16 protein-coding genes are annotated in these 17,242 nt (G+C 63.0%); 3 read left to right on the top strand and 13 right to left on the bottom strand.

The window, feature by feature from the left end:
* Nucleotide 1 precedes the first annotated feature (1 nt).
* The 5 genes from CO676_RS12240 to CO676_RS12260 all read right to left on the bottom strand — a co-directional run bounded on the left by CO676_RS12240 (nt 2) and on the right by CO676_RS12260 (nt 6,480).
* Complete coding sequence (locus tag CO676_RS12240) at nt 2-868, bottom strand: RNA polymerase factor sigma-32 (RefSeq protein WP_097521278.1); 867 nt, start codon at nt 866-868, stop codon at nt 2-4.
* A gap of 410 nt (nt 869-1,278) precedes the next feature.
* The gene (locus CO676_RS12245) at nt 1,279-1,848 is read right to left on the bottom strand and encodes a CarD family transcriptional regulator (RefSeq protein ID WP_014766344.1); all 570 of its coding nucleotides are present in this window, start codon (nt 1,846-1,848) and stop codon (nt 1,279-1,281) included.
* A gap of 405 nt (nt 1,849-2,253) precedes the next feature.
* Nucleotides 2,254-2,592, bottom strand: coding sequence for a ferredoxin FdxA (gene fdxA, locus CO676_RS12250; protein ID WP_012709747.1), 339 nt, complete (start codon nt 2,590-2,592; stop codon nt 2,254-2,256).
* Between the two features lie 431 nt (nt 2,593-3,023).
* Nucleotides 3,024-3,434, bottom strand: coding sequence for an RNA-binding S4 domain-containing protein (locus tag CO676_RS12255; protein WP_097521279.1), 411 nt, complete (start codon nt 3,432-3,434; stop codon nt 3,024-3,026).
* Nucleotides 3,435-3,441: 7 nt separating this feature from the next.
* A complete protein-coding gene (locus CO676_RS12260; protein ID WP_179875479.1) occupies nt 3,442-6,480 on the bottom strand; it encodes a helicase-related protein in 3,039 nt (1,012 codons plus the stop codon).
* Between the two features lie 683 nt (nt 6,481-7,163).
* Between CO676_RS12260 and CO676_RS12265 the strand changes: the two genes are divergently transcribed.
* Entirely contained in the window at nt 7,164-7,643 is a 480-nt protein-coding gene (locus CO676_RS12265) for a MarR family transcriptional regulator (RefSeq protein ID WP_014766348.1), read from the top strand.
* Complete coding sequence (locus CO676_RS12270; protein WP_097521281.1) at nt 7,640-8,878, top strand: multidrug effflux MFS transporter; 1,239 nt, start codon at nt 7,640-7,642, stop codon at nt 8,876-8,878. Before CO676_RS12265 ends, CO676_RS12270 begins: the two co-directional genes overlap by 4 nt.
* Nucleotides 8,879-8,937: 59 nt before the next feature.
* Here CO676_RS12270 and CO676_RS12275 read toward each other — a convergent pair whose 3' ends face one another.
* The gene (locus CO676_RS12275) at nt 8,938-10,155 is read right to left on the bottom strand and encodes an argininosuccinate synthase (protein ID WP_097521282.1); all 1,218 of its coding nucleotides are present in this window, start codon (nt 10,153-10,155) and stop codon (nt 8,938-8,940) included.
* 171 nt (nt 10,156-10,326) lie between these two features.
* Between CO676_RS12275 and CO676_RS12280 the strand changes: the two genes are divergently transcribed.
* Nucleotides 10,327-10,968, top strand: a complete 642-nt coding sequence (locus CO676_RS12280; protein ID WP_097521283.1) for a LysE family translocator — start codon at nt 10,327-10,329, stop codon at nt 10,966-10,968.
* A 108-nt stretch (nt 10,969-11,076) separates the two neighbouring features.
* Here CO676_RS12280 and CO676_RS12285 read toward each other — a convergent pair whose 3' ends face one another.
* The 7 genes from CO676_RS12285 to CO676_RS12315 form a co-directional block, all read right to left on the bottom strand.
* On the bottom strand, nt 11,077-11,871 hold the full coding sequence (locus tag CO676_RS12285; protein WP_097521284.1) for an ABC transporter ATP-binding protein: 795 nt from the start codon (nt 11,869-11,871) through the stop codon (nt 11,077-11,079).
* The gene (locus tag CO676_RS12290) at nt 11,868-12,746 is read right to left on the bottom strand and encodes an ABC transporter permease (protein ID WP_097521285.1); all 879 of its coding nucleotides are present in this window, start codon (nt 12,744-12,746) and stop codon (nt 11,868-11,870) included. The genes CO676_RS12285 and CO676_RS12290 overlap by 4 nt, the downstream gene beginning before the upstream one ends.
* Nucleotides 12,747-12,918: 172 nt before the next feature.
* A complete protein-coding gene (locus tag CO676_RS12295) occupies nt 12,919-13,872 on the bottom strand; it encodes an ABC transporter substrate-binding protein (RefSeq protein WP_097521286.1) in 954 nt (317 codons plus the stop codon).
* 238 nt (nt 13,873-14,110) lie between these two features.
* Nucleotides 14,111-15,346 carry a 23S rRNA (adenine(2503)-C(2))-methyltransferase RlmN gene (gene rlmN / locus CO676_RS12300; protein ID WP_014766355.1) on the bottom strand — a complete coding sequence of 412 codons (1,236 nt, stop codon included), beginning with the start codon at nt 15,344-15,346 and terminating at the stop codon, nt 14,111-14,113.
* A gap of 236 nt (nt 15,347-15,582) precedes the next feature.
* Nucleotides 15,583-16,089 carry an invasion associated locus B family protein gene (locus CO676_RS12305; protein ID WP_097521287.1) on the bottom strand — a complete coding sequence of 169 codons (507 nt, stop codon included), beginning with the start codon at nt 16,087-16,089 and terminating at the stop codon, nt 15,583-15,585.
* A gap of 405 nt (nt 16,090-16,494) precedes the next feature.
* The gene (locus tag CO676_RS12310) at nt 16,495-16,872 is read right to left on the bottom strand and encodes a YkvA family protein (protein ID WP_014766357.1); all 378 of its coding nucleotides are present in this window, start codon (nt 16,870-16,872) and stop codon (nt 16,495-16,497) included.
* A gap of 49 nt (nt 16,873-16,921) precedes the next feature.
* On the bottom strand, nt 16,922-17,239 hold the full coding sequence (locus tag CO676_RS12315) for a 4a-hydroxytetrahydrobiopterin dehydratase (protein WP_041414763.1): 318 nt from the start codon (nt 17,237-17,239) through the stop codon (nt 16,922-16,924).
* Nucleotides 17,240-17,242: the final 3 nt, after the last annotated feature.

Here is a 17,242-nt window from a genome sequence, read left to right on the forward strand (position 1 = left end):
TTCAATGCATGGCAGCGGTCAATGCCGGCGCCCTTGCAGCTAGCGCCGTCCGCAGCTTCTCGAGCGCCCGGGTTTCGATCTGCCGCACGCGCTCCTTGGATATGCCCAACGACAGGCCGAGTTCCTCGAGGGTGGCCCCGTCCTCGGAGAGGCGACGCGCCCGAATGATCTTCATCTCGCGCTCGGTGAGCTGCGTCAGCGCGGTCTGCAGCCAGCGGCGAGCCCGCTCGCCGTCGATCATTTCGCTCACCTGCTCGTCGGGAAGCGGTGCATCGCTCGGGAGAAAATCCAGCCGCGCACCGCCGTCGGACTCTCCGTGACCGACCGGCGCCTGCAGCGACGCGTCGTTGCCGGAGAGGCGGGCATCCATGGTCTGCACATCGGCGAGGCTAACGCCCAGGGCGGCGGCGATTTCCTCGTGCATAGCCTGCGATGTAAGTTGCCGATCGCCCTGCGCCAGGCGCGCCCGCAACCGGCGCAAATTGAAGAACAACGCCTTTTGCGCCGAGCTGGTGCCGCCCCGCACGATCGACCAGTTGCGCAGCACGAAGTCCTGCATCGATGCGCGGATCCACCAGGTGGCGTAAGTCGAAAAGCGGACCTCACGGCTAGGCTCGAAACGCGCCGCCGCCTCCAGGAGCCCGATATGCCCCTCCTGGACGAGATCGCCCATCGGCAGCCCGAAGCTGCGGAACTTGGCCGCCATCGCGATCACCAGCCGCATATGCGACATGGCGATCTTGTTTCGCGCTTCCTGATCGTGATCATTCCGCCAAGCCTCGGCCAGCGCATGCTCCTCGTCCCGCTCGAGATAGGGGGCATCCATTGCAATCTTGATCAAACGCCTGTCTGCTGTGAGGGTCTTCATCGATTGCTCCCTGGCTGGCGCCGAACGCCAACACTGTTGATCTTAGAAGTGCCGAACGCCTGTCGCGGCGGTCGGTTGAAGGGCGGCCGGCGCTGCTTGACGAATTCAGGCAGTGCCCTAAATCGAGGAATACGACCTGAGACGGTGAGGAATCACAGAACCGAGATCGCACGGGAACGCAGGCGCATGCCTGTCCCGTGAACGAGAAACGTGCGCAGGGTTGAAAAGTTCCCGCTCGTGATGACGATTTTAGATTGCAGGAGGCGCGCCATGCCACCTGCGCTGTCCTGGTGGCAACGAACTTCCCGCGCGGTGTCGGCTCAGGAGGTCGGCGCAAGAAAAAGGCCCGGCGCTAAGACCGGGCCTTGATCAAACTCGTGAATGCTGCTTGCAGTGCGTCGCTGCCGATCTTAGGCGGCTTCGTCCTGCGTATCGTCTTCTTCGATGGCCTTGCCGCGCTTCGGCCCCTTGTTCAGATTGGCTTCGACGAGACGCACGGCTTCTGTTTCCGACATCTTGTTCACGGCAGCGATTTCGCGCGCCATGCGATCGAGAGCGGCTTCATAGAGCTGGCGCTCGGAATAGGACTGTTCCGGCTGGTTTTCCGCACGATAGAGGTCGCGCACCACTTCCGCGATGGAAATGAGGTCGCCGGAATTGATCTTGGCATCGTATTCCTGGGCGCGACGCGACCACATGGTCCGCTTCACGCGTGCCTTGCCCTGCACAACCTTCAATGCGCGATCGACGAAATCGGTCTCGGACAGCTTGCGCATGCCGATGCTGACTGCCTTGGCCACCGGCACCTTGAGACGCATCTTGTCTTTTTCGAAATCGATAACAAAAAGCTCGAGCTTCATGCCGGCGACTTCCTGCTCCTCAATCGCCACGATCTGACCAACGCCATGAGCCGGATAAACGATCGATTCACCGGTCTTGAAGCCTTGGCGCATTGAAGATTTTTTCTGCTGGGTCGTCATTCGTTTCAAACACTCCCTATTGCGCACCGGCCTCAATCGGCCGGGCCGGGTCGTGAGGCCCGGATAGACGGGGATACCGCCGGGTGGGGTCAATCCTGGTCCGTCCAACGAAATGCAAAAGGCTTCTTGCGTCGCAGTCACGAGCAACGGAACGTTGCCTATTTTGAAAGTGCCGCGCCGTGGAAATCGATTTGCTTTCGTGCTGGTTTTCGGGCGCGCAAAAGCACCCTCTGTGGATCAGTGTACGGAACCTAGCACAAAAAAGAGCGGAAATCAATAATTTGCTGCATGGCAACGATCAAGCCACCATGCTCGCACTTGCGAGGCACCGACAGGATTTCCCCAGATTTCCGGCCTCGCCCTTTCTCGCCTGCGTCAGCCGAGACGAACCGAGCCGCCGACGCTTCAGTCGCCCTGCCCGGGTTTCTCGGAGAAATACTGCTCGTATTTCCCTTCGACGCCGTCCATTTCCTTGGCTTCCGGAAGCGGATCGCGCTTGACGGTGATATTAGGCCACTGGGTCGCAAAATCAGCGTTCAATTTCAACCACATATCGAGCCCCGGCTCGGTATCCGGCTTGATCGCCCCGGCAGGACATTCCGGTTCGCATACGCCGCAATCGATGCACTCGTCCGGATGGATGACGAGAAAGTTCTCGCCCTCATAGAAGCAATCCACCGGGCAGACTTCCACACAGTCCGTGTACTTGCAGCGAATGCAATTGTCGGTCACGACATACGTCATGAGGTACTCCAGCCAATGCTCACATTTGATGGCAGACGGCAACGCTTCATCGTCCGCGCATGCTAGGAATGTCCGGCGCGCATAGCTGCCCGAAGCAAACCACAAGTGCCACCTCTGCATGGTTCCTTAAATCGGCACCGGTTTAAGGATAAAACCATGCAGCATTTCAAAATTCCTACAGCGACCTTTGTGCGCCTGAACCGGCGCACGACACTGTAATGTGGCTTGTGACCTAAAGGCTTTGAGCAGCCTTTGCAAGAATAATCCACTCGCGTTTTGCCGCGAAAAGGGCAGAGTTTTCCAGCATCGCCGCGCTATCGGATCGATAGCAGCTAAATTTGCCGGATAGCTGTTCAAGAGTGCGCCCGCCACTACCCGCGACGGCATCCGGGAGTTCGGGAGATCGCGAAAATCGCGCTTCAAGAAGAGCCCTAATCGTCGTCGTCGACGTCGGGCCTGAGGCGGTCGGTCTCACGCCGCTGCCGTTTGGTCGGGCGCCCCGCGCCGCGCTCGCGCGTCGCCTGTTCGAAGGGCGTCAGACGCTCGACGGGTGCAGGCGGTGTCAGATCTTCGTAGAGCAGCCGCGCCTCCTCATAGGGACCCCGCCGGGTTCCCGGTAACAGGACCCGCAGGACGAGGTCGCGACGTTCGAGCGAGAGCTCCAGCGTGTCGCCCGCCTTGACGTGCGCGGACGGCTGCGTCGCCCGCGCGCCATTGACGGCCACTTGGCCAGCCTCGATCGCCTTCTGGGCGAGCGATCGCGACTTGATCAGCCGGGCGAAGAACAGCCACTTGTCGAGCCGCTGGCGCGCTGCGGGCGAGGACGGTGGCTGTTTCTCCATGATCCGCCTACTTTTTCAGTTGCTCCTTGAGCGCGGCAAGCTTCGCGAAGGGCGAATCCGGATCGATGGGCTTTTCCTTGCGCGGCGGGCGATTGTCGAATTTGGCGCCCCGGTCGTGACGTTCGTGACGCTCATGACGGTCCTGGCGCTCCTTGCGCTGACCGCCCGGCTTGCCGTCCTGAGGCTTGGCGCGCGCCGGAGCGCCGCCCTTGCGGCCGCCTTCCCTGGCCTCGCCCTGGCCCTGACGTTGGCCCTGACGTTGGCCGCCGCGGCGCTGATCGCCCTGTTGGCCGCCGCGGCGCTGATCGCCCTGTTGGCGGCCGCCGCGCTGGTTGTCCTGGCGGGTGCCGGGACGCCACAGGAGCACCGGCTTCGGCTCGGCCGGCACTTCCGGTTGCTCCGCGGCAGTCGTTTCGTCGCCGCTCGCTTCTGCCGGGGCGGCTTCTGCCGGGGCGGCTTCTGCCGAAGCGTTTTCCGCCGGCGCCGCATCGCCGCCGTCGGAAGGCTCCGCCGCAGCATCTGCGTCGGCTTCAACGTGCTCGGCAGCAGCTTCCGACGACGCGCCCGCCTCTGCCGGCGTGCCGTCCTGCTTCGCCAGGAAGGCTGCCGCCTCCTCCGCGGTCACGCTGTCGGCGCGATAGCCGAGACCTTTGAGGATCTCTTCCATATCGTCCGGCGTCGCACCGAGGATCGACAGCATCGACGTCGTCGCCGTGAAGCGACGGCCGTCATAGGCCCCCTCGGGCCGCGGCGTCATGCCCGGCTTCCATTGCAGGAGCGGGCGGATGAGGTCCGCGAGACGTTCCAGGATGTCGATCCGCACGGCGCGCTTGCCGAGGTAGCGGAATCCGGCGAGCTTGTAGAAGGTCCGCTCGAAGGACGGATCGGTCACGACCGAAGTCCGGCCGGCGGCAAGCATCGGAATGAGTTCGCCGTGGCCGGGCTTGTCCAGGCCGTCGTTCTTCAGCGCCCAGAGAAGCGTGATCAGCTCTGCCGGCGCCGGCTTCAAGAGGGCCGGAAGGAAGATATGGTAGGCGCCGAAACGAACGCCATATTTGCGGATCGACGCACGGCTTTCCTGATCGAGCGACTTCACCTCTTCGGCGACATCGCGACGGAAGAGCACGCCGAGATTCTCGACGAGCTGAAAGGCCAGACCCTTGGCCAGGCCCTCGAGATCCTCGGCACGCGAAATGTCGTCGAGCGGCTTCAGCACCGTGCTGATGTGATGGTTCACGAAGCGCTCGATCCGCGCCACGACATGGTCACGGGCGTTGGCTTGAAGCTGCTCGTCGGCGAGCAGGATGACGCGGGGGCGCATGACGTGATCGCTCGCCGCAAGCCGCGCCACGGGATCGCCGAGCCAGCGCACGAGCCCATCCGACGAAAGCGCCAGATCGTTGTTGCCGGCCGCATGCAGACGGGCGGCGCGTGCCTCGAACTCCAGCGCGAGCGCCTTCTGGGCGGCGCCCTGAACGGCCCTGGCGTCCGTTCCCTCGCTGCCGGCGACGAGCGTGAACCGGAAACCGGTTAGCTGACCGACGTGGTGTCCTTCGACGAAGACATCACCATTCACACTGATTTCTGCTTCAAGCATCGCATTCTCTCTCAGGCGCTTCATGAGCACAGATGTCCTGCGGTCAACGAAGCGTTTCGTCAACCTTTCATGTAACGCGTCGGACAATCGATCTTCGATTTCCCGCGTCTTTTCTTGCCAGTGTGTCGGATCGGCAAGCCACCCGGGCCGGTTGGACACATAGGTCCAGGTCCTGATCTGCGCGATTCGCGCCGAAAGTGTGTCAATCTCGCCATCCGTATGATCGGCGCGGCGAACCTGCTCGGCCATGAAGTCCTCGTTGACCGTGCCATGGCGGACGAGATCGGCATAGATGCTCGCAATCAGGTCGGCGTGCTGCGCCGGCGTGATGCGGCGGTAGTCGGGAAGCGCGCAGGCCTCCCAGAGCTTCTCGACGCGTTCCGAGGTCGTGGCGACATCGATCACTTCCGGATAGCGCGCCAAATGCTCAAGCGCCTGCTGGTCGACGGCCGGAAGGGCGCGCGTCAGCCCGGACACAGCCGGTGCCGCCTCGAGGCTGTGCTTCAGCGCCTTCAGCGAAGAGTAGTCGACGGCCTTGGAGCGCCATTGCAGCACCCGGACCGAATCGAACTCATGCGATTCGATCCGGTGCACCAGCTCGTCCTCGAAGGGATCGACGCGACCGGTCACGCCGAAAGTGCCGTCGCGGACGTGCCGGCCGGCGCGGCCGGCGACCTGGGCAAGCTCCGCCGGATTGAGGTTGCGGTATTGGTAACCGTCGAACTTGCGGTCCTGCGCGAAGGCGACATGATCGACGTCGAGATTGAGCCCCATGCCGATCGCGTCTGTCGCCACCAGGTAATCGACATCGCCTTCCTGGTAGAGCGCCACCTGTGCGTTGCGGGTGCGCGGCGAAAGCGCCCCGAGAACGACCGCGGCGCCGCCGCGTTGCCGCCGGATCAGCTCGCCGATGGCATAGACCTCGTCGGCCGAGAAGGCGACGATCGCCGATCGATGCGGCAGCCGGGTGATCTTCTTCGAGCCCGCATAGAGAAGCTGCGACATGCGCGGCCGTTCGACCACTGTGATGCCTGGCAGCAAATACTCGAGGATCGGCCGCATGGTCGCCGCACCGAGGAGGAGCGTTTCTCCCCGGCCGCGCAGATGCAAGAGCCTGTCGGTGAAGATGTGACCGCGTTCCAGGTCGCCGGCGAGCTGCACCTCGTCGATTGCGACGAAAGACGCCGTCGTCTCGCGCGGCATCGCCTCGACCGTGCAGACCGAGTAGCGGGCGCGATGCGGCGTGATCTTCTCCTCGCCGGTGATCAGCGCGACATTGTGGTGCCCGACCTTCTCGACCAGACGGGTATAGACCTCGCGGGCAAGCAATCTCAGCGGCAGCCCGATGACGCCGCTGTCATGCGCGACCATGCGCTCGATGGCATAATGCGTCTTGCCGGTATTGGTGGGTCCGAGCACCGCGGTCACCCCGCGGCCGCTCAGGATCATGGATTGAAAGGACACGTCATCGATCCCGGGCAGTCTCAAAGAGCCAGGATGCTACTCAGCAGCCCGGCGGGCAACAGATGCCCACGCAGAGGCCCGAACGCAAGGGGGCGCGAGCAATTAAAAGCATCGGGCTGCCGCCGACCATATCTTGGGGCTCGCTTTACCCGCAAATATCGACTTATGGAACAGCGGTGGAACGAATCGGAGACGAATCGCTGACTCCCACCGATTCACTGTATGTTCACGGCTATATATAGTTTCCCGAATGCGGATTCGCACCACATACTGAATCTACCGTCGAATCATGCCTCGCACCACGATTAAGGACCCGAACCCCATCCACCAACGGTGGAATCGGTGCAAAGGATTCCGAATCCAAGAGTCTGGAATGGCTGGAAAATTCTGACCAAGATTCGCGCTCGAAGCTGAGAACTCCGGGAATAAGAATCGTGCCTTGCCTTTCCAGTGCGTCGAGCCTCCGCCGCTGAAGAAGCACCCGCGGTGTGGCGCTTCCCGATTTGTTCACCACAAGATCTAGATACTTCTCCCGGAATCACCGCCGAAGATGTTCTGGACGATCAGCCCGTGACGCTGCACTGGCCGCGCTCATGCACGGCCCCCGCATTGAACGGACCGAGAGAATATGATAAGGAAACCTTATTATCCTCCTGTGAACGATCCAGATGCCCCGAAGACTCGAATCCGACACGATCGGACTGCTGCTCACCGATGTCTCGCGCCTGCTGCGCGGTGCCTTCGACCGCAAGGTCAATGCGATGGCGCTCGGGATTACGCCCGGGGAAGCGCGCACGCTGATGCAGGTGGCCATGACCGAGGACATCAAGCAGGCGGAGATCGCCACTCGCATGGGGATAGAGCCGATGACGCTTTCGGCCTATCTCGATCGCCTCGAGGCGCTCGGGCTCGTGGCGCGCATGCCCGATCCGGCCGACCGGCGCGCCAAGAACGTCGTGATCACCGACAAGGCCGATCCGCTGCTTTCCGAACTGATGGCTGGTCTTCGCGAGATGATGAATGCCTATACCGAGAGCCTGGGCGACGAGGGGCGGGAGCTCTTGCGCGGCAATCTCCGGATCCTGCGTGACAATCTTCGTCGGCTCGATCCTTGCCTCGCCGGCAAGGAGAAAGGGACGGCTGAATGACGCTCAAGATGAGCGAGCGGCGCACCAGCATCATCGGTGCCTTCCTGGTCGCGCTCGGGCCGGTGTCCATGGCGCTCTATACGCCGGCGATGCCTGAGCTTGTCCGCGCCTTCGCCTCCAGCGAAGCGGCGATCAAGATGACGCTGTCGCTCTATTTCGGCGGCTTCGCCTTCGCCCAGCTCGTTTCCGGCACGCTCTCCGACGTCATCGGCCGGCGACCGGCGACGCTGATCTTCATGGCGATCTACCTCGCCGGCAGCCTGATGGCGGCCTTTGCGCCCTCCGTCGCCGTGCTGCTTGCCGGGCGGCTCGTGCAGGGGATCGGCGCGTCCGTCGGCATGACGGTGGCCCGCGCCATCGTGCGCGACCAGTTCACCGGCACCACGGCTGCCCGCATCATGAACATGATTGGTATGATGCTGGCGCTCGGTCCGGCGGTGTCGCCGACGCTCGGCGGCATCGCGCTCGGCCTTTTCGGCTGGCAATCGATCTTCTTCCTGATGGTCGGCTTCGCGTTGGTGGCCTGCTTCAGCGTGCAGTTCTTCATGGTCGAGACGGTGACGCCGGACCGCAGCAAGGGGCACCTGCAGCCAATCCTCGCCGCCTATCGCGAGCTGCTGGCGGACAGCCGCTTCGTCTCCACGACACTGGTGATCGCCGGCGCGGTCGGGGCCCTCTATGCCTGGGCGACCATGCTGCCCTTCGTGCTGATCAGCGAGGTTGGGCTGACACCGACTGAGTTCGGGGTCGGCATGTTGATGCAGTCGGGCCTGTTCTTTTCCGGCACGGTGACGGTGCGGCTCCTGATGCGGCGCTTTACGCCGCAGGCGCTCGTGCCCGCCGGCCTCTCTTTTATCGCCATGGCGAGCCTCGTCCTTGCCTTCACCATGCATGCGCTGAGCCCGAGTTTTCTCTCGGTGATGATTCCGATCGGCATCTACGCTTTCGGCATCGCCTTCGTCATGCCCTATATGATGACCGCGGCGATGGTGCCCTTCCCGCATATCGCAGGCACGGCGTCGGCGGTGATGGGCTTTATCCAGATGGGTTCCGGCCTTCTCGGCGGCGCGCTGGCCGCCCTCGTCGGCGCACCGGCGCTGGCGCTCGGGACGATCATCCCCGGCTTCGGCCTCCTCTCCATCGCGAGCTACCTCTGGTACCGCCGGACTGTGCGCCTGCGCCCGTTGACGGTGCCGGCCTCTGCCGAGGAGCCGCTGCGCGAGGCGGCGGAATAGCCGCGACAAAAAACCGCGGCAGATTGCTCCGCCGCGGCTTTTACTTGAACAGGTGACCTTTAGCGGTTGCGCGCGGCGAGGGTACGCAGGCGCAGCGCGTTGAGCTTGATGAAGCCGGCCGCGTCCTTCTGGTCGTAGGCGCCCTGGTCATCCTCGAAGGTGACGAGCTTGTCCGAATAGAGCGACTTGTCGCTCTCGCGGCCGATGACCATGACATTGCCCTTGTAGAGCTTCAGCGTCACTTCGCCTTCCACATGTACCTGGCTCTTATCGATTGCCGCCTGCAGCATCTCGCGCTCCGGCGAGAACCAGAAGCCGTAGTAGATGAGCTCCGCATAGCGAGGCATCAACTCGTCCTTCAGATGTGCGGCGCCGCGGTCGAGCGTAATGCTCTCGATGGCGCGGTGGGCGGCAAGCAGGATGGTCCCGCCGGGGGTCTCGTAGACGCCGCGCGACTTCATGCCGACGAAGCGGTTCTCGACGAGATCGAGGCGGCCGATGCCGTTGTCACGGCCATAGTCGTTGAGCTTGGCGAGCAGCGTCGCGGGCGACAGGCGCACGCCGTTGATCGACACCGCATCGCCGCGCTCGAAGCCGACCTTGATAACGGTCGCCTGGTCGGGCGCTGCCTCCGGAGAAATGGTGCGCATGTGCACGTATTCCGGAGCCTCCTGCGCCGGGTCTTCCAAAACCTTGCCCTCCGAGGAGGAGTGCAGCAGGTTGGCGTCGACGGAGAAGGGCGCCTCGCCCTTCTTGTCCTTGGCGACCGGGATCTGGTGCTTCTCGGCGAATTCGAGAAGGTCGGTCCGGCTCTTGAACGACCAGTCGCGCCAGGGGGCGATGATCTTGATGTCGGGGTTCAGCGCGTAAGCCGAGAGCTCAAAGCGGACCTGGTCATTGCCCTTGCCGGTCGCGCCGTGGGCGATCGCGTCGGCGCCAGTCTTCCTGGCGATGTCGATCAGGTGCTTGGAGATCAGCGGACGGGCGATCGAGGTGCCGAGCAGGTAGACGCCTTCATAGACCGCATTGGCGCGGAACATCGGGAAGACGAAGTCCTTGACGAATTCCTCGCGGACGTCCTCGATATAGATCTCCTTGATGCCGAGCATCTCGGCCTTCTTGCGGGCCGGCTCCAGTTCCTCGCCCTGGCCGAGATCGGCGGTGAAGGTCACCACTTCGGCGCCCAGCTCCGTCTGCAGCCATTTGAGGATGATCGAGGTGTCGAGACCGCCGGAATAGGCGAGTACTACCTTCTTCACGTCTTTGTGCGATGCCATGATGTCTGTCCGTCTGCTCTCAAAAGCGGCGATGCCGCCGTGCAAAAAATCTGCGGCACTTTAGCTAGAACTCGAAGCGATACAAGCGGAACCAGCGTCGTGCGCACGAATCCGCTGGCCAAAGTGCGTGCCCGGCGGTATCAGCAGGGATCACCGACCGGGAAAAATGCCATGGATTTCGTGCCCAGCCTGCCGACCCTCCTCGCCTTTGCCGCCGCCAGCCTGCTTCTGGCCGCAACGCCGGGACCGGACATGACGCTTTCGATCAGCCGCGCGCTGGCACAGGGCAAGAAGGCCGCGCTCTTCGTGGTGGTCGGTACCGGCCTCGGAATCGTCGTCCACACGCTGCTGGTCGCCTTCGGCATCTCGGCGCTGATCACCGCCTCGCCGACCGCCTTCCTGGTCTTGAAGACGGGCGGTGCCGCCTATCTCCTGTGGCTGGCGATCCAGGCGATCCGCTACGGGTCGAGCCTGTCGGTGACGAAGGTCACGGAGGCAAGGGGCTCGGCGCTGTCCAATATCGCAACCGGCTTTTCGGTCAACATCTTCAACCCGAAAGTCGTGATCTTCTTCATGACCTTCCTGCCGCAGTTCGTCAGCGCCGACGATCCGGCAGTGACCGGCAAGCTCCTGTTCCTCGGTTTCTTCTTCATCGCCATCGGCATGCCGGTCAACGCGCTGGTCGTGCTCGCCGCCGACTGGCTAGCGGCCTGGCTGCAGCGCAACAGGCGGGTGATGCGGGCGATCGACTACAGCTTCGCCGGGGTCTTTTCCATTTTCGCCGTCAAGATCTTCCTGACGCAGTCGCGCTGACTACAGCGCCGCGCGTCTTTTCAGACGCACATGGGTCGCTGTAGCACGTTGATTTGCTGCATGTTTATATCCTTAAATCGAAAGGAAACATCCAGTAGCGGTCGCCGATCAACCGATCAGCAGCGCATCGTCGTCGAGCGTCTGGCCGCGGATGCGGCGGAACATGGCAATCAAGTCTTCCACCTGCAGCGTCTTGCGGCTGTCGCCGGCGACGTCGAGCACGATCTCGCCGCCGTGCAGCATGATGGTGCGATGACCGAAATCGAGCGCCTGGCGCATCGAATGGGTGACCATCAGCGTTGTCAGCTTGCGTCCGGAAACGATCTTCTGCGTGAGGTTCATGATGAACTCGGCCATGCCCGGATCGAGCGCTGCGGTGTGTTCGTCGAGCAGCAGCACTTCGGAACCGGCGAGCGTCGCCATCACCAGCGAGACGGCCTGGCGCTGACCGCCAGAGAGGAGATCCATGCGGTCGCGCATGCGGTTCTCGAGACCGAGATTGAGCTCGGCGATGCGCTCGCGGAAATGCTCGCGGCGCTTCGGTCCGAGGGCCGGCGTGAGCCCCCGGCCCTCACCGCGCCTGGCGGCAAGCGCCAGGTTTTCCTCGATCGAAAGCGCGCCGCAACTGCCGGCGAGCGGGTCCTGGAAGACCCGCGCAACGAGACCGGCGCGGGCGGCCGTGCCCTTGCGCGTCACGTCGGTCTTACCGATCGTCACGCGGCCGCCGCTGGACAGCACGTCGCCGGCGAGGACGCCGAGCAACGTCGATTTGCCGGCGCCGTTCGAGCCGATTACGGTCACGAAGGCGCCTTGCTCGATCGTCAGGCTGACACCGTTCAGCGCCTGTTTCTGCAACGGCGTGCCCTTGCCGAAGACGACCTGGATGGTCTCGAGGTTGATCATGCGGCACCTCCACGGCGCAGGCGGGGCAGGACGAGCGCCACGGTGACGAGCACGGCGGTCACGAAATTGAGGTCGGAGGCCTGTAGGCCGAGCGTATCGGTCGACAGCGCCACCTGAATGGCGATGCGATATAGGATCGATCCGAGCACGCAGCCGACGAGCGCCAGCAGAATGCCGCGGGCGCCGAGAAGCGTCTCGCCGATGATCACCGCGGCGAGGCCCACGACAATCGTCCCGACACCCGAGGTCACGTCGGCAAAGCCGTTGGTCTGGGCGAAGAGGGCGCCGCCTAAGGCAACGAGCGCGTTGGAAATTGCCATGCCGATGTAAATCTGACGGCTGGTGTCGACCCCTTGCGCCCGCGCCATGCGGGCATTCGCGCCGGTCGCCCGCATCGCCAAGCCCGCATCGCTTTCGAGGAAGCGCCAGACGAGAACGACGGCGAGGAGCACCAGGATGCCGACGAAGAGCGGCCGCAGGTAGAAATCCCTGAGGCCGAGCCCGTAGAAGGGCGACAGCATCGTGTCGGCATTGATCAGCGCCACGTTCGGCTTGCCCATCACCCTGAGATTGACGGAGAAGAGCGCGATCATCGTCAGGATTGAGGCAAGCAGGTTCAGGATCTTGAACCGCACGTTCAGGAGCGCCGTTACCATCCCTGCCGCCGCACCAGCAACCATCGCGACGGCCGCGGCCAGCCATGGATTGACCCCGGCGATGATCAGCACCGCAGTCACCGCCGCGCCGAGCGGAAAGGATCCGTCGACCGTGAGGTCGGGAAAGTCGAGCACCCGGAAAGCGAGAAAGACGCCGACGGCGACGAACGCATAGACGAGCCCCAGTTCCACGGCTCCCCAGAAAGCAATTTGACTCAACGCCGGTAGTCCTCTTCTCAGGCGTTCCGCACTTCATGCGGAACGTGACCTTCTGAATTTGAACAGGATGCCGGCGGAAGGCCGGCAATTTCATTCCGCTCGATAAGTGAACCGCCCCCGTATCATACGGGGGCGGCAGTTAGGCAATAAAAGCGAGCCCTAGCGGGCGCTGTTACTCGATCACACGGGTCGCGCGGCCGAGGACGCTTTCCGGCAGGATCACGCCCATCTTGGCAGCGGCGCCCTTGTTGATCACGAGATCGCTGCCGGCGGCAACCTTGACGGCGATGTCGCCCGGATTTTCGCCCTTGAGAACGCGCACGACCACTTCGCCGGTCTGCTTGCCGACGTCGTAGTAGTTGAAGCCGAGGGCGGCAATCGAGCCGCGCGAGACGGAGTCCGTATCGGCAGTGAAGAGCGGCAGCTTGCTTTCCGCGGCAACGGCCACGGCGCCTTCGAGCGCGGAGATGATCGTGTTGTCGGTCGGGACATAGATCGCATCGGCGCGGCCCACGAGGGCGCGGGCGGCACCCTGCACTTCGGCCGATTTCGTCGCGGCGGACTCGACGACGGTGAGGCCCGCCTTTTCGGCTTCGGACTTCAGGGCGGCGAGTAGCGAAACGGAGTTCGCCTCGCCGGAATTGTAGAGATAGCCGATAGACTTCGCATTCGGCAGGATTTCCTTGATCAGCGCCACGTGTTCAGCAACCGGCGACATGTCGGAGAGGCCGGTGACGTTGCCGCCAGGCTTTTCCATGTCCTTGACGAGCTGGGCGCCGAGCGGATCGGAAACGGCGGTAAACACCACCGGAATGTCGCGCGTCGAGGAAACGACGGCCTGCGCCGACGGCGTTGAGATCGGCACGATCACGTTCGGTGCCTCGCCGGCAAATTGCCGGGCGATCTGCGCCGCGGTGGCGGGATTGCCCTGCGCCGACTCGTAGATGAATTTCAGGTTCTCGCCTTCTTTGTAGCCGGCGGCGGCAAGCGCGTCCTTGACTCCGTCGCGCGCGGCATCAAGAGCCGGATGCTCGACGATCGCGGTGACCGCGACCGTCACCTCGTCGGCGCGCGCCGGCAAGGCAATGGCGGCGGTGGCGGCAAGCGCGATGAGAAGTGAACGCATGGGTGTCCTCCGATTTTGACGAGCGGGAATTAACGGCTAGCCGCGTCGTGAACCTGCTCAGGATGAATTGCCGCTTTCTTAGGCATCGGAGTGGATGAAATCAATCGATGGGAAATGCTTCACCCATCAATTTTCTTCATCGATGGGATATCGGCCCACCTAGATCAGGATCGGGATCGCCTTCTCCCCGCATGCGGGGAGAAGGCGCCGGCACGCGGACGGAACAAATTGAGCCGTCTCAATCCTCGCCGTGATTGGCGATCATCATCGCCTCGAAGGCAAGCCGGTCGACCTTGCGCATGCGCTCCGATTCCGACTTCAGCTGGCCGCAGGCGGCCAGGATGTCGCGGCCGCGGGGGGTGCGGATCGGCGAGGCATAGCCGGCCTGGTTGATGAAATCGGCGAAAGCCTCGATCTGCTCCCAGTCGGAACACTGATAGTTGGTGCCGGGCCAGGGATTGAAGGGGATGAGGTTGATCTTCGCCGGGATCCCCTTCAAGAGCTTCACCAGTTCCTTGGCATCTTGCAGGCTGTCGTTGACGTCCTTCAGCATCACATATTCGAAGGTGATGCGGCGCGCGTTGGAAAGCCCGGGATAGGCGCGGCAGGCGTCCATCAGCTCCTTCAGCGGATATTTCTTGTTGATCGGCACCAGCATGTCGCGCAACTCGTCATTGACGGCGTGCAGCGAGATGGCCAGCATGACGCCGATTTCTTCGCCGGTGCGATAGATCTCCGGCACGATCCCCGAAGTCGAGAGCGTGATGCGCCGCTTCGACAGCGACAGCCCATCGCCGTCCGAGGCGATCAGAAGCGCCGTCTTGACGTTCTCGAAATTGTAGAGCGGCTCGCCCATGCCCATCATCACGACGTTGGTGATTTTGCGGCCCTCGGCCGGGACGATCGCGCCCTGCGGCGTGTCGCGCTCCGGGAAGTCGCCGAGCCGGTCGCGCGCGAGCAGAAGCTGCGAGAGGATTTCCTCGGCCGTCAGATTGCGCACCAGCTTCTGCGTGCCGGTGTGGCAGAAGGAACAGGTGAGCGTGCAGCCGACCTGGCTCGAGATGCAGAGCGTGCCGCGGCCTTCCTCAGGGATATAGACGGTCTCGATCTCCACGGGCCGGCCGGCGCCGCGCGGCGGAAAGCGCAGCAGCCACTTGCGCGTGCCGTCGCCTGAAACCTGTTCCTCGACGATCTCCGGCCGGGCGATGGTGAAATGCTCCTTGAGCATTTCACGCATGTCCTTGGAGACGTTCGACATCTGGTCGAAGTCCGAGACGCCGCGCACATAGAGCCAGTGCCAGAGCTGGCTCACCCGCATCTTGACCTGTCGCTCCGGCACGCCTTTTTCGACCAGCAGTGTGGCCATGTCCTCGCGCAACAGGCCGATCAGCGACGGCTTTTCCGACTGCGGCGCAGGCCGCACCTGCGGCGCCTTGACGATCTCCGCCCTGTTCAAGATCTCGGTGGCTGCCATGCTCTCGATGTCCTGTCGTACAGCAAAGAGGCGTCCGGAGAACGATTCCGGACTATTTCCCCGTGCTCGAATTGAAATCTGGTGAGCCTCGACGCGCGCTCGACGGGGGCGCGGGGCTCCGAATTTGCCGGCGCTTTAGCATTCTTTCGTCGGCGAGTCACCATGAGCGCTTCACCGGAACGCAAAAAGGCCGGCGCGGTGGCCGGCCTTTGCAATCAACAACGGGCCGTCGCGGCTTACTTGCAGGCCTCGATCTGCTTCAACGCAGCCGAAATGCCGGAGAGCGAATAGGAGTAGGAGGTTGCCGTGCCTTTGCGGGACTTGGCGTTGACCGACATGTCCTTGCCCGATTTCATCGCCGCGACCAGCGCCGGCTCTTCCGCGGCGTTTTCCACCCAGGCAGAATTGCCCTTGGTGAACATCACGAAGGTGCGTCCGTCGATAACGACGTTGACCTTGGAATTGTCCTGCAGCTGATAACCCATCATCGCCTGCGGCTCATAGCTGATGTTCTGCCCCGGACGTTGCGAGACGAGGAAGAAGATGTCGCCGTGGTCGACACCGGCAGGGGTCTTCTCCTTGGGGATGGAGAGAACGTAGCAGACCTTGCCGCCCCCGCCGGCCTGGTAGGAGTATGCGCCCCAGGCATTGAATTGCTGGATTCGCGTCGGCGATTGCGCGGAAGCCACGCCGGCTGCCGCCAGTACGAGTGCGATTGCGGTTGCGATATTTCTTGCAAACATGTGTTCCTGCCGATTTCCTAGCTTGCGATTGCCCGAACCAGGCTCACACGGGCAACGCGTAGAGACGATTTGAATATATTTTGACTTAATTCAGGTTACCAATCCGTCAACGAATGCCGCGATGACGTCGCCTGCTCCCCGAAGGCGGGCCGATCGTCGCCCGTACAGCCTTGGCCATTCTCGGGCATCGCGGTTCTCTCGTGTGCGGATCTGCCGGTTCGGTCGAACGTCGGTACTGGAGGGCCGTGGCCGGTGGTTATCCTGTCTCAAATCTCGTCGGACGCGCCGTTCTGCTGCCTCTTCTGCCGACAGCCGTCACGTTTCCGGAATCTATGTCACAAAGAATCGGGCAAGAGTTTGTCTTTGCGGGCGGCAATGCGGCGACCTCACCGCTGGGCGGCGCCGCTATTCATCGGGCCGGTCGCCAATCGTCTCGTCGGCCTTGCGATAGTGCGTTTCCTTGATCTGGCCGCTGATCGCCGCAAAGGCAGCCGTCAGCACGGCGATGTCGTCGGAGAAGCCGACGGCGGCGAGCACGTCGGGCACGAAATCGAGCGGCAGGACGAAATAGGCCAGCGCCGCAAGCAATATGCCGCGGGTCCGCGTCGGCGTCTGCGGGTCCACAGCGCAATAATAGGCGGCGACGAGATCGCGGCTGAAGGGGATCTGGCGAACCGCCCGGCGGAAGGTCGGCCAGAAGCCGCGGCGCACCTTGCGTTCACGGCGCTCCTGTTCGGATTCCTCCCCGGGAAGAAGAATTTCACCGATCTTGATGTCGTCCATCGCGTCCGTTCCGCTTTGCACCGCAGCCCGATATGGTATGGGCGGAGCGCTATTTCAAATGGTCCGGCATCCGGCCGGCGGCCGCCTGGTCCATTTTCGCCGCCAGCTTGAAGTCGAGTTCCGTCAACCCGCTGGCATCATGTGTCGAAAGCGTGACATCCACCTTGTTGTAGACGTTGAACCACTCCGGATGGTGGTTGAGCTTCTCCGCCGCAAGGGCGCATTGCGTCATGAAACTGAAGGCGTCGGCGAAATTCCGGAATCGGAACGCCTTCCAGATCGAGGCTCCGTCCTCGGCGAGAACCCAGCCTTCCATCCTGTGCAGATGTTCGGCGATGGCTTCGGCATCGAGCTTTTCGGGCCTCATGCG

The sequence above is a fragment of the Sinorhizobium sp. BJ1 genome, from assembly GCF_002531555.1.
Classification (GTDB): Bacteria; Pseudomonadota; Alphaproteobacteria; order Rhizobiales; family Rhizobiaceae; genus Sinorhizobium; species Sinorhizobium fredii_B.

Coding starts and splice junctions, on each gene's coding strand:
- CO676_RS12275 (WP_097521282.1), bottom strand. CDS start 10,155: ATGGCATCGCACAAAGACGTGAAGAAGGTAGTACTCGCCTATTCCGGC.
- CO676_RS12310 (WP_014766357.1), bottom strand. CDS start 16,872: ATGGACGACATCAAGATCGGTGAAATTCTTCTTCCCGGGGAGGAATCC.
- CO676_RS12245 (WP_014766344.1), bottom strand. CDS start 1,848: ATGACGACCCAGCAGAAAAAATCTTCAATGCGCCAAGGCTTCAAGACC.
- CO676_RS12270 (WP_097521281.1), top strand. CDS start 7,640: ATGACGCTCAAGATGAGCGAGCGGCGCACCAGCATCATCGGTGCCTTC.
- rlmN (WP_014766355.1), bottom strand. CDS start 15,346: ATGGCAGCCACCGAGATCTTGAACAGGGCGGAGATCGTCAAGGCGCCG.
- CO676_RS12260 (WP_179875479.1), bottom strand. CDS start 6,480: ATGATCCTGAGCGGCCGCGGGGTGACCGCGGTGCTCGGACCCACCAAT.
- CO676_RS12280 (WP_097521283.1), top strand. CDS start 10,327: ATGGATTTCGTGCCCAGCCTGCCGACCCTCCTCGCCTTTGCCGCCGCC.
- fdxA (WP_012709747.1), bottom strand. CDS start 2,592: ATGACGTATGTCGTGACCGACAATTGCATTCGCTGCAAGTACACGGAC.
- CO676_RS12265 (WP_014766348.1), top strand. CDS start 7,164: ATGCCCCGAAGACTCGAATCCGACACGATCGGACTGCTGCTCACCGAT.
- CO676_RS12305 (WP_097521287.1), bottom strand. CDS start 16,089: ATGTTTGCAAGAAATATCGCAACCGCAATCGCACTCGTACTGGCGGCA.
- CO676_RS12255 (WP_097521279.1), bottom strand. CDS start 3,434: ATGGAGAAACAGCCACCGTCCTCGCCCGCAGCGCGCCAGCGGCTCGAC.
- CO676_RS12295 (WP_097521286.1), bottom strand. CDS start 13,872: ATGCGTTCACTTCTCATCGCGCTTGCCGCCACCGCCGCCATTGCCTTG.
- CO676_RS12240 (WP_097521278.1), bottom strand. CDS start 868: ATGAAGACCCTCACAGCAGACAGGCGTTTGATCAAGATTGCAATGGAT.
- CO676_RS12285 (WP_097521284.1), bottom strand. CDS start 11,871: ATGATCAACCTCGAGACCATCCAGGTCGTCTTCGGCAAGGGCACGCCG.
- CO676_RS12315 (WP_041414763.1), bottom strand. CDS start 17,239: ATGAGGCCCGAAAAGCTCGATGCCGAAGCCATCGCCGAACATCTGCAC.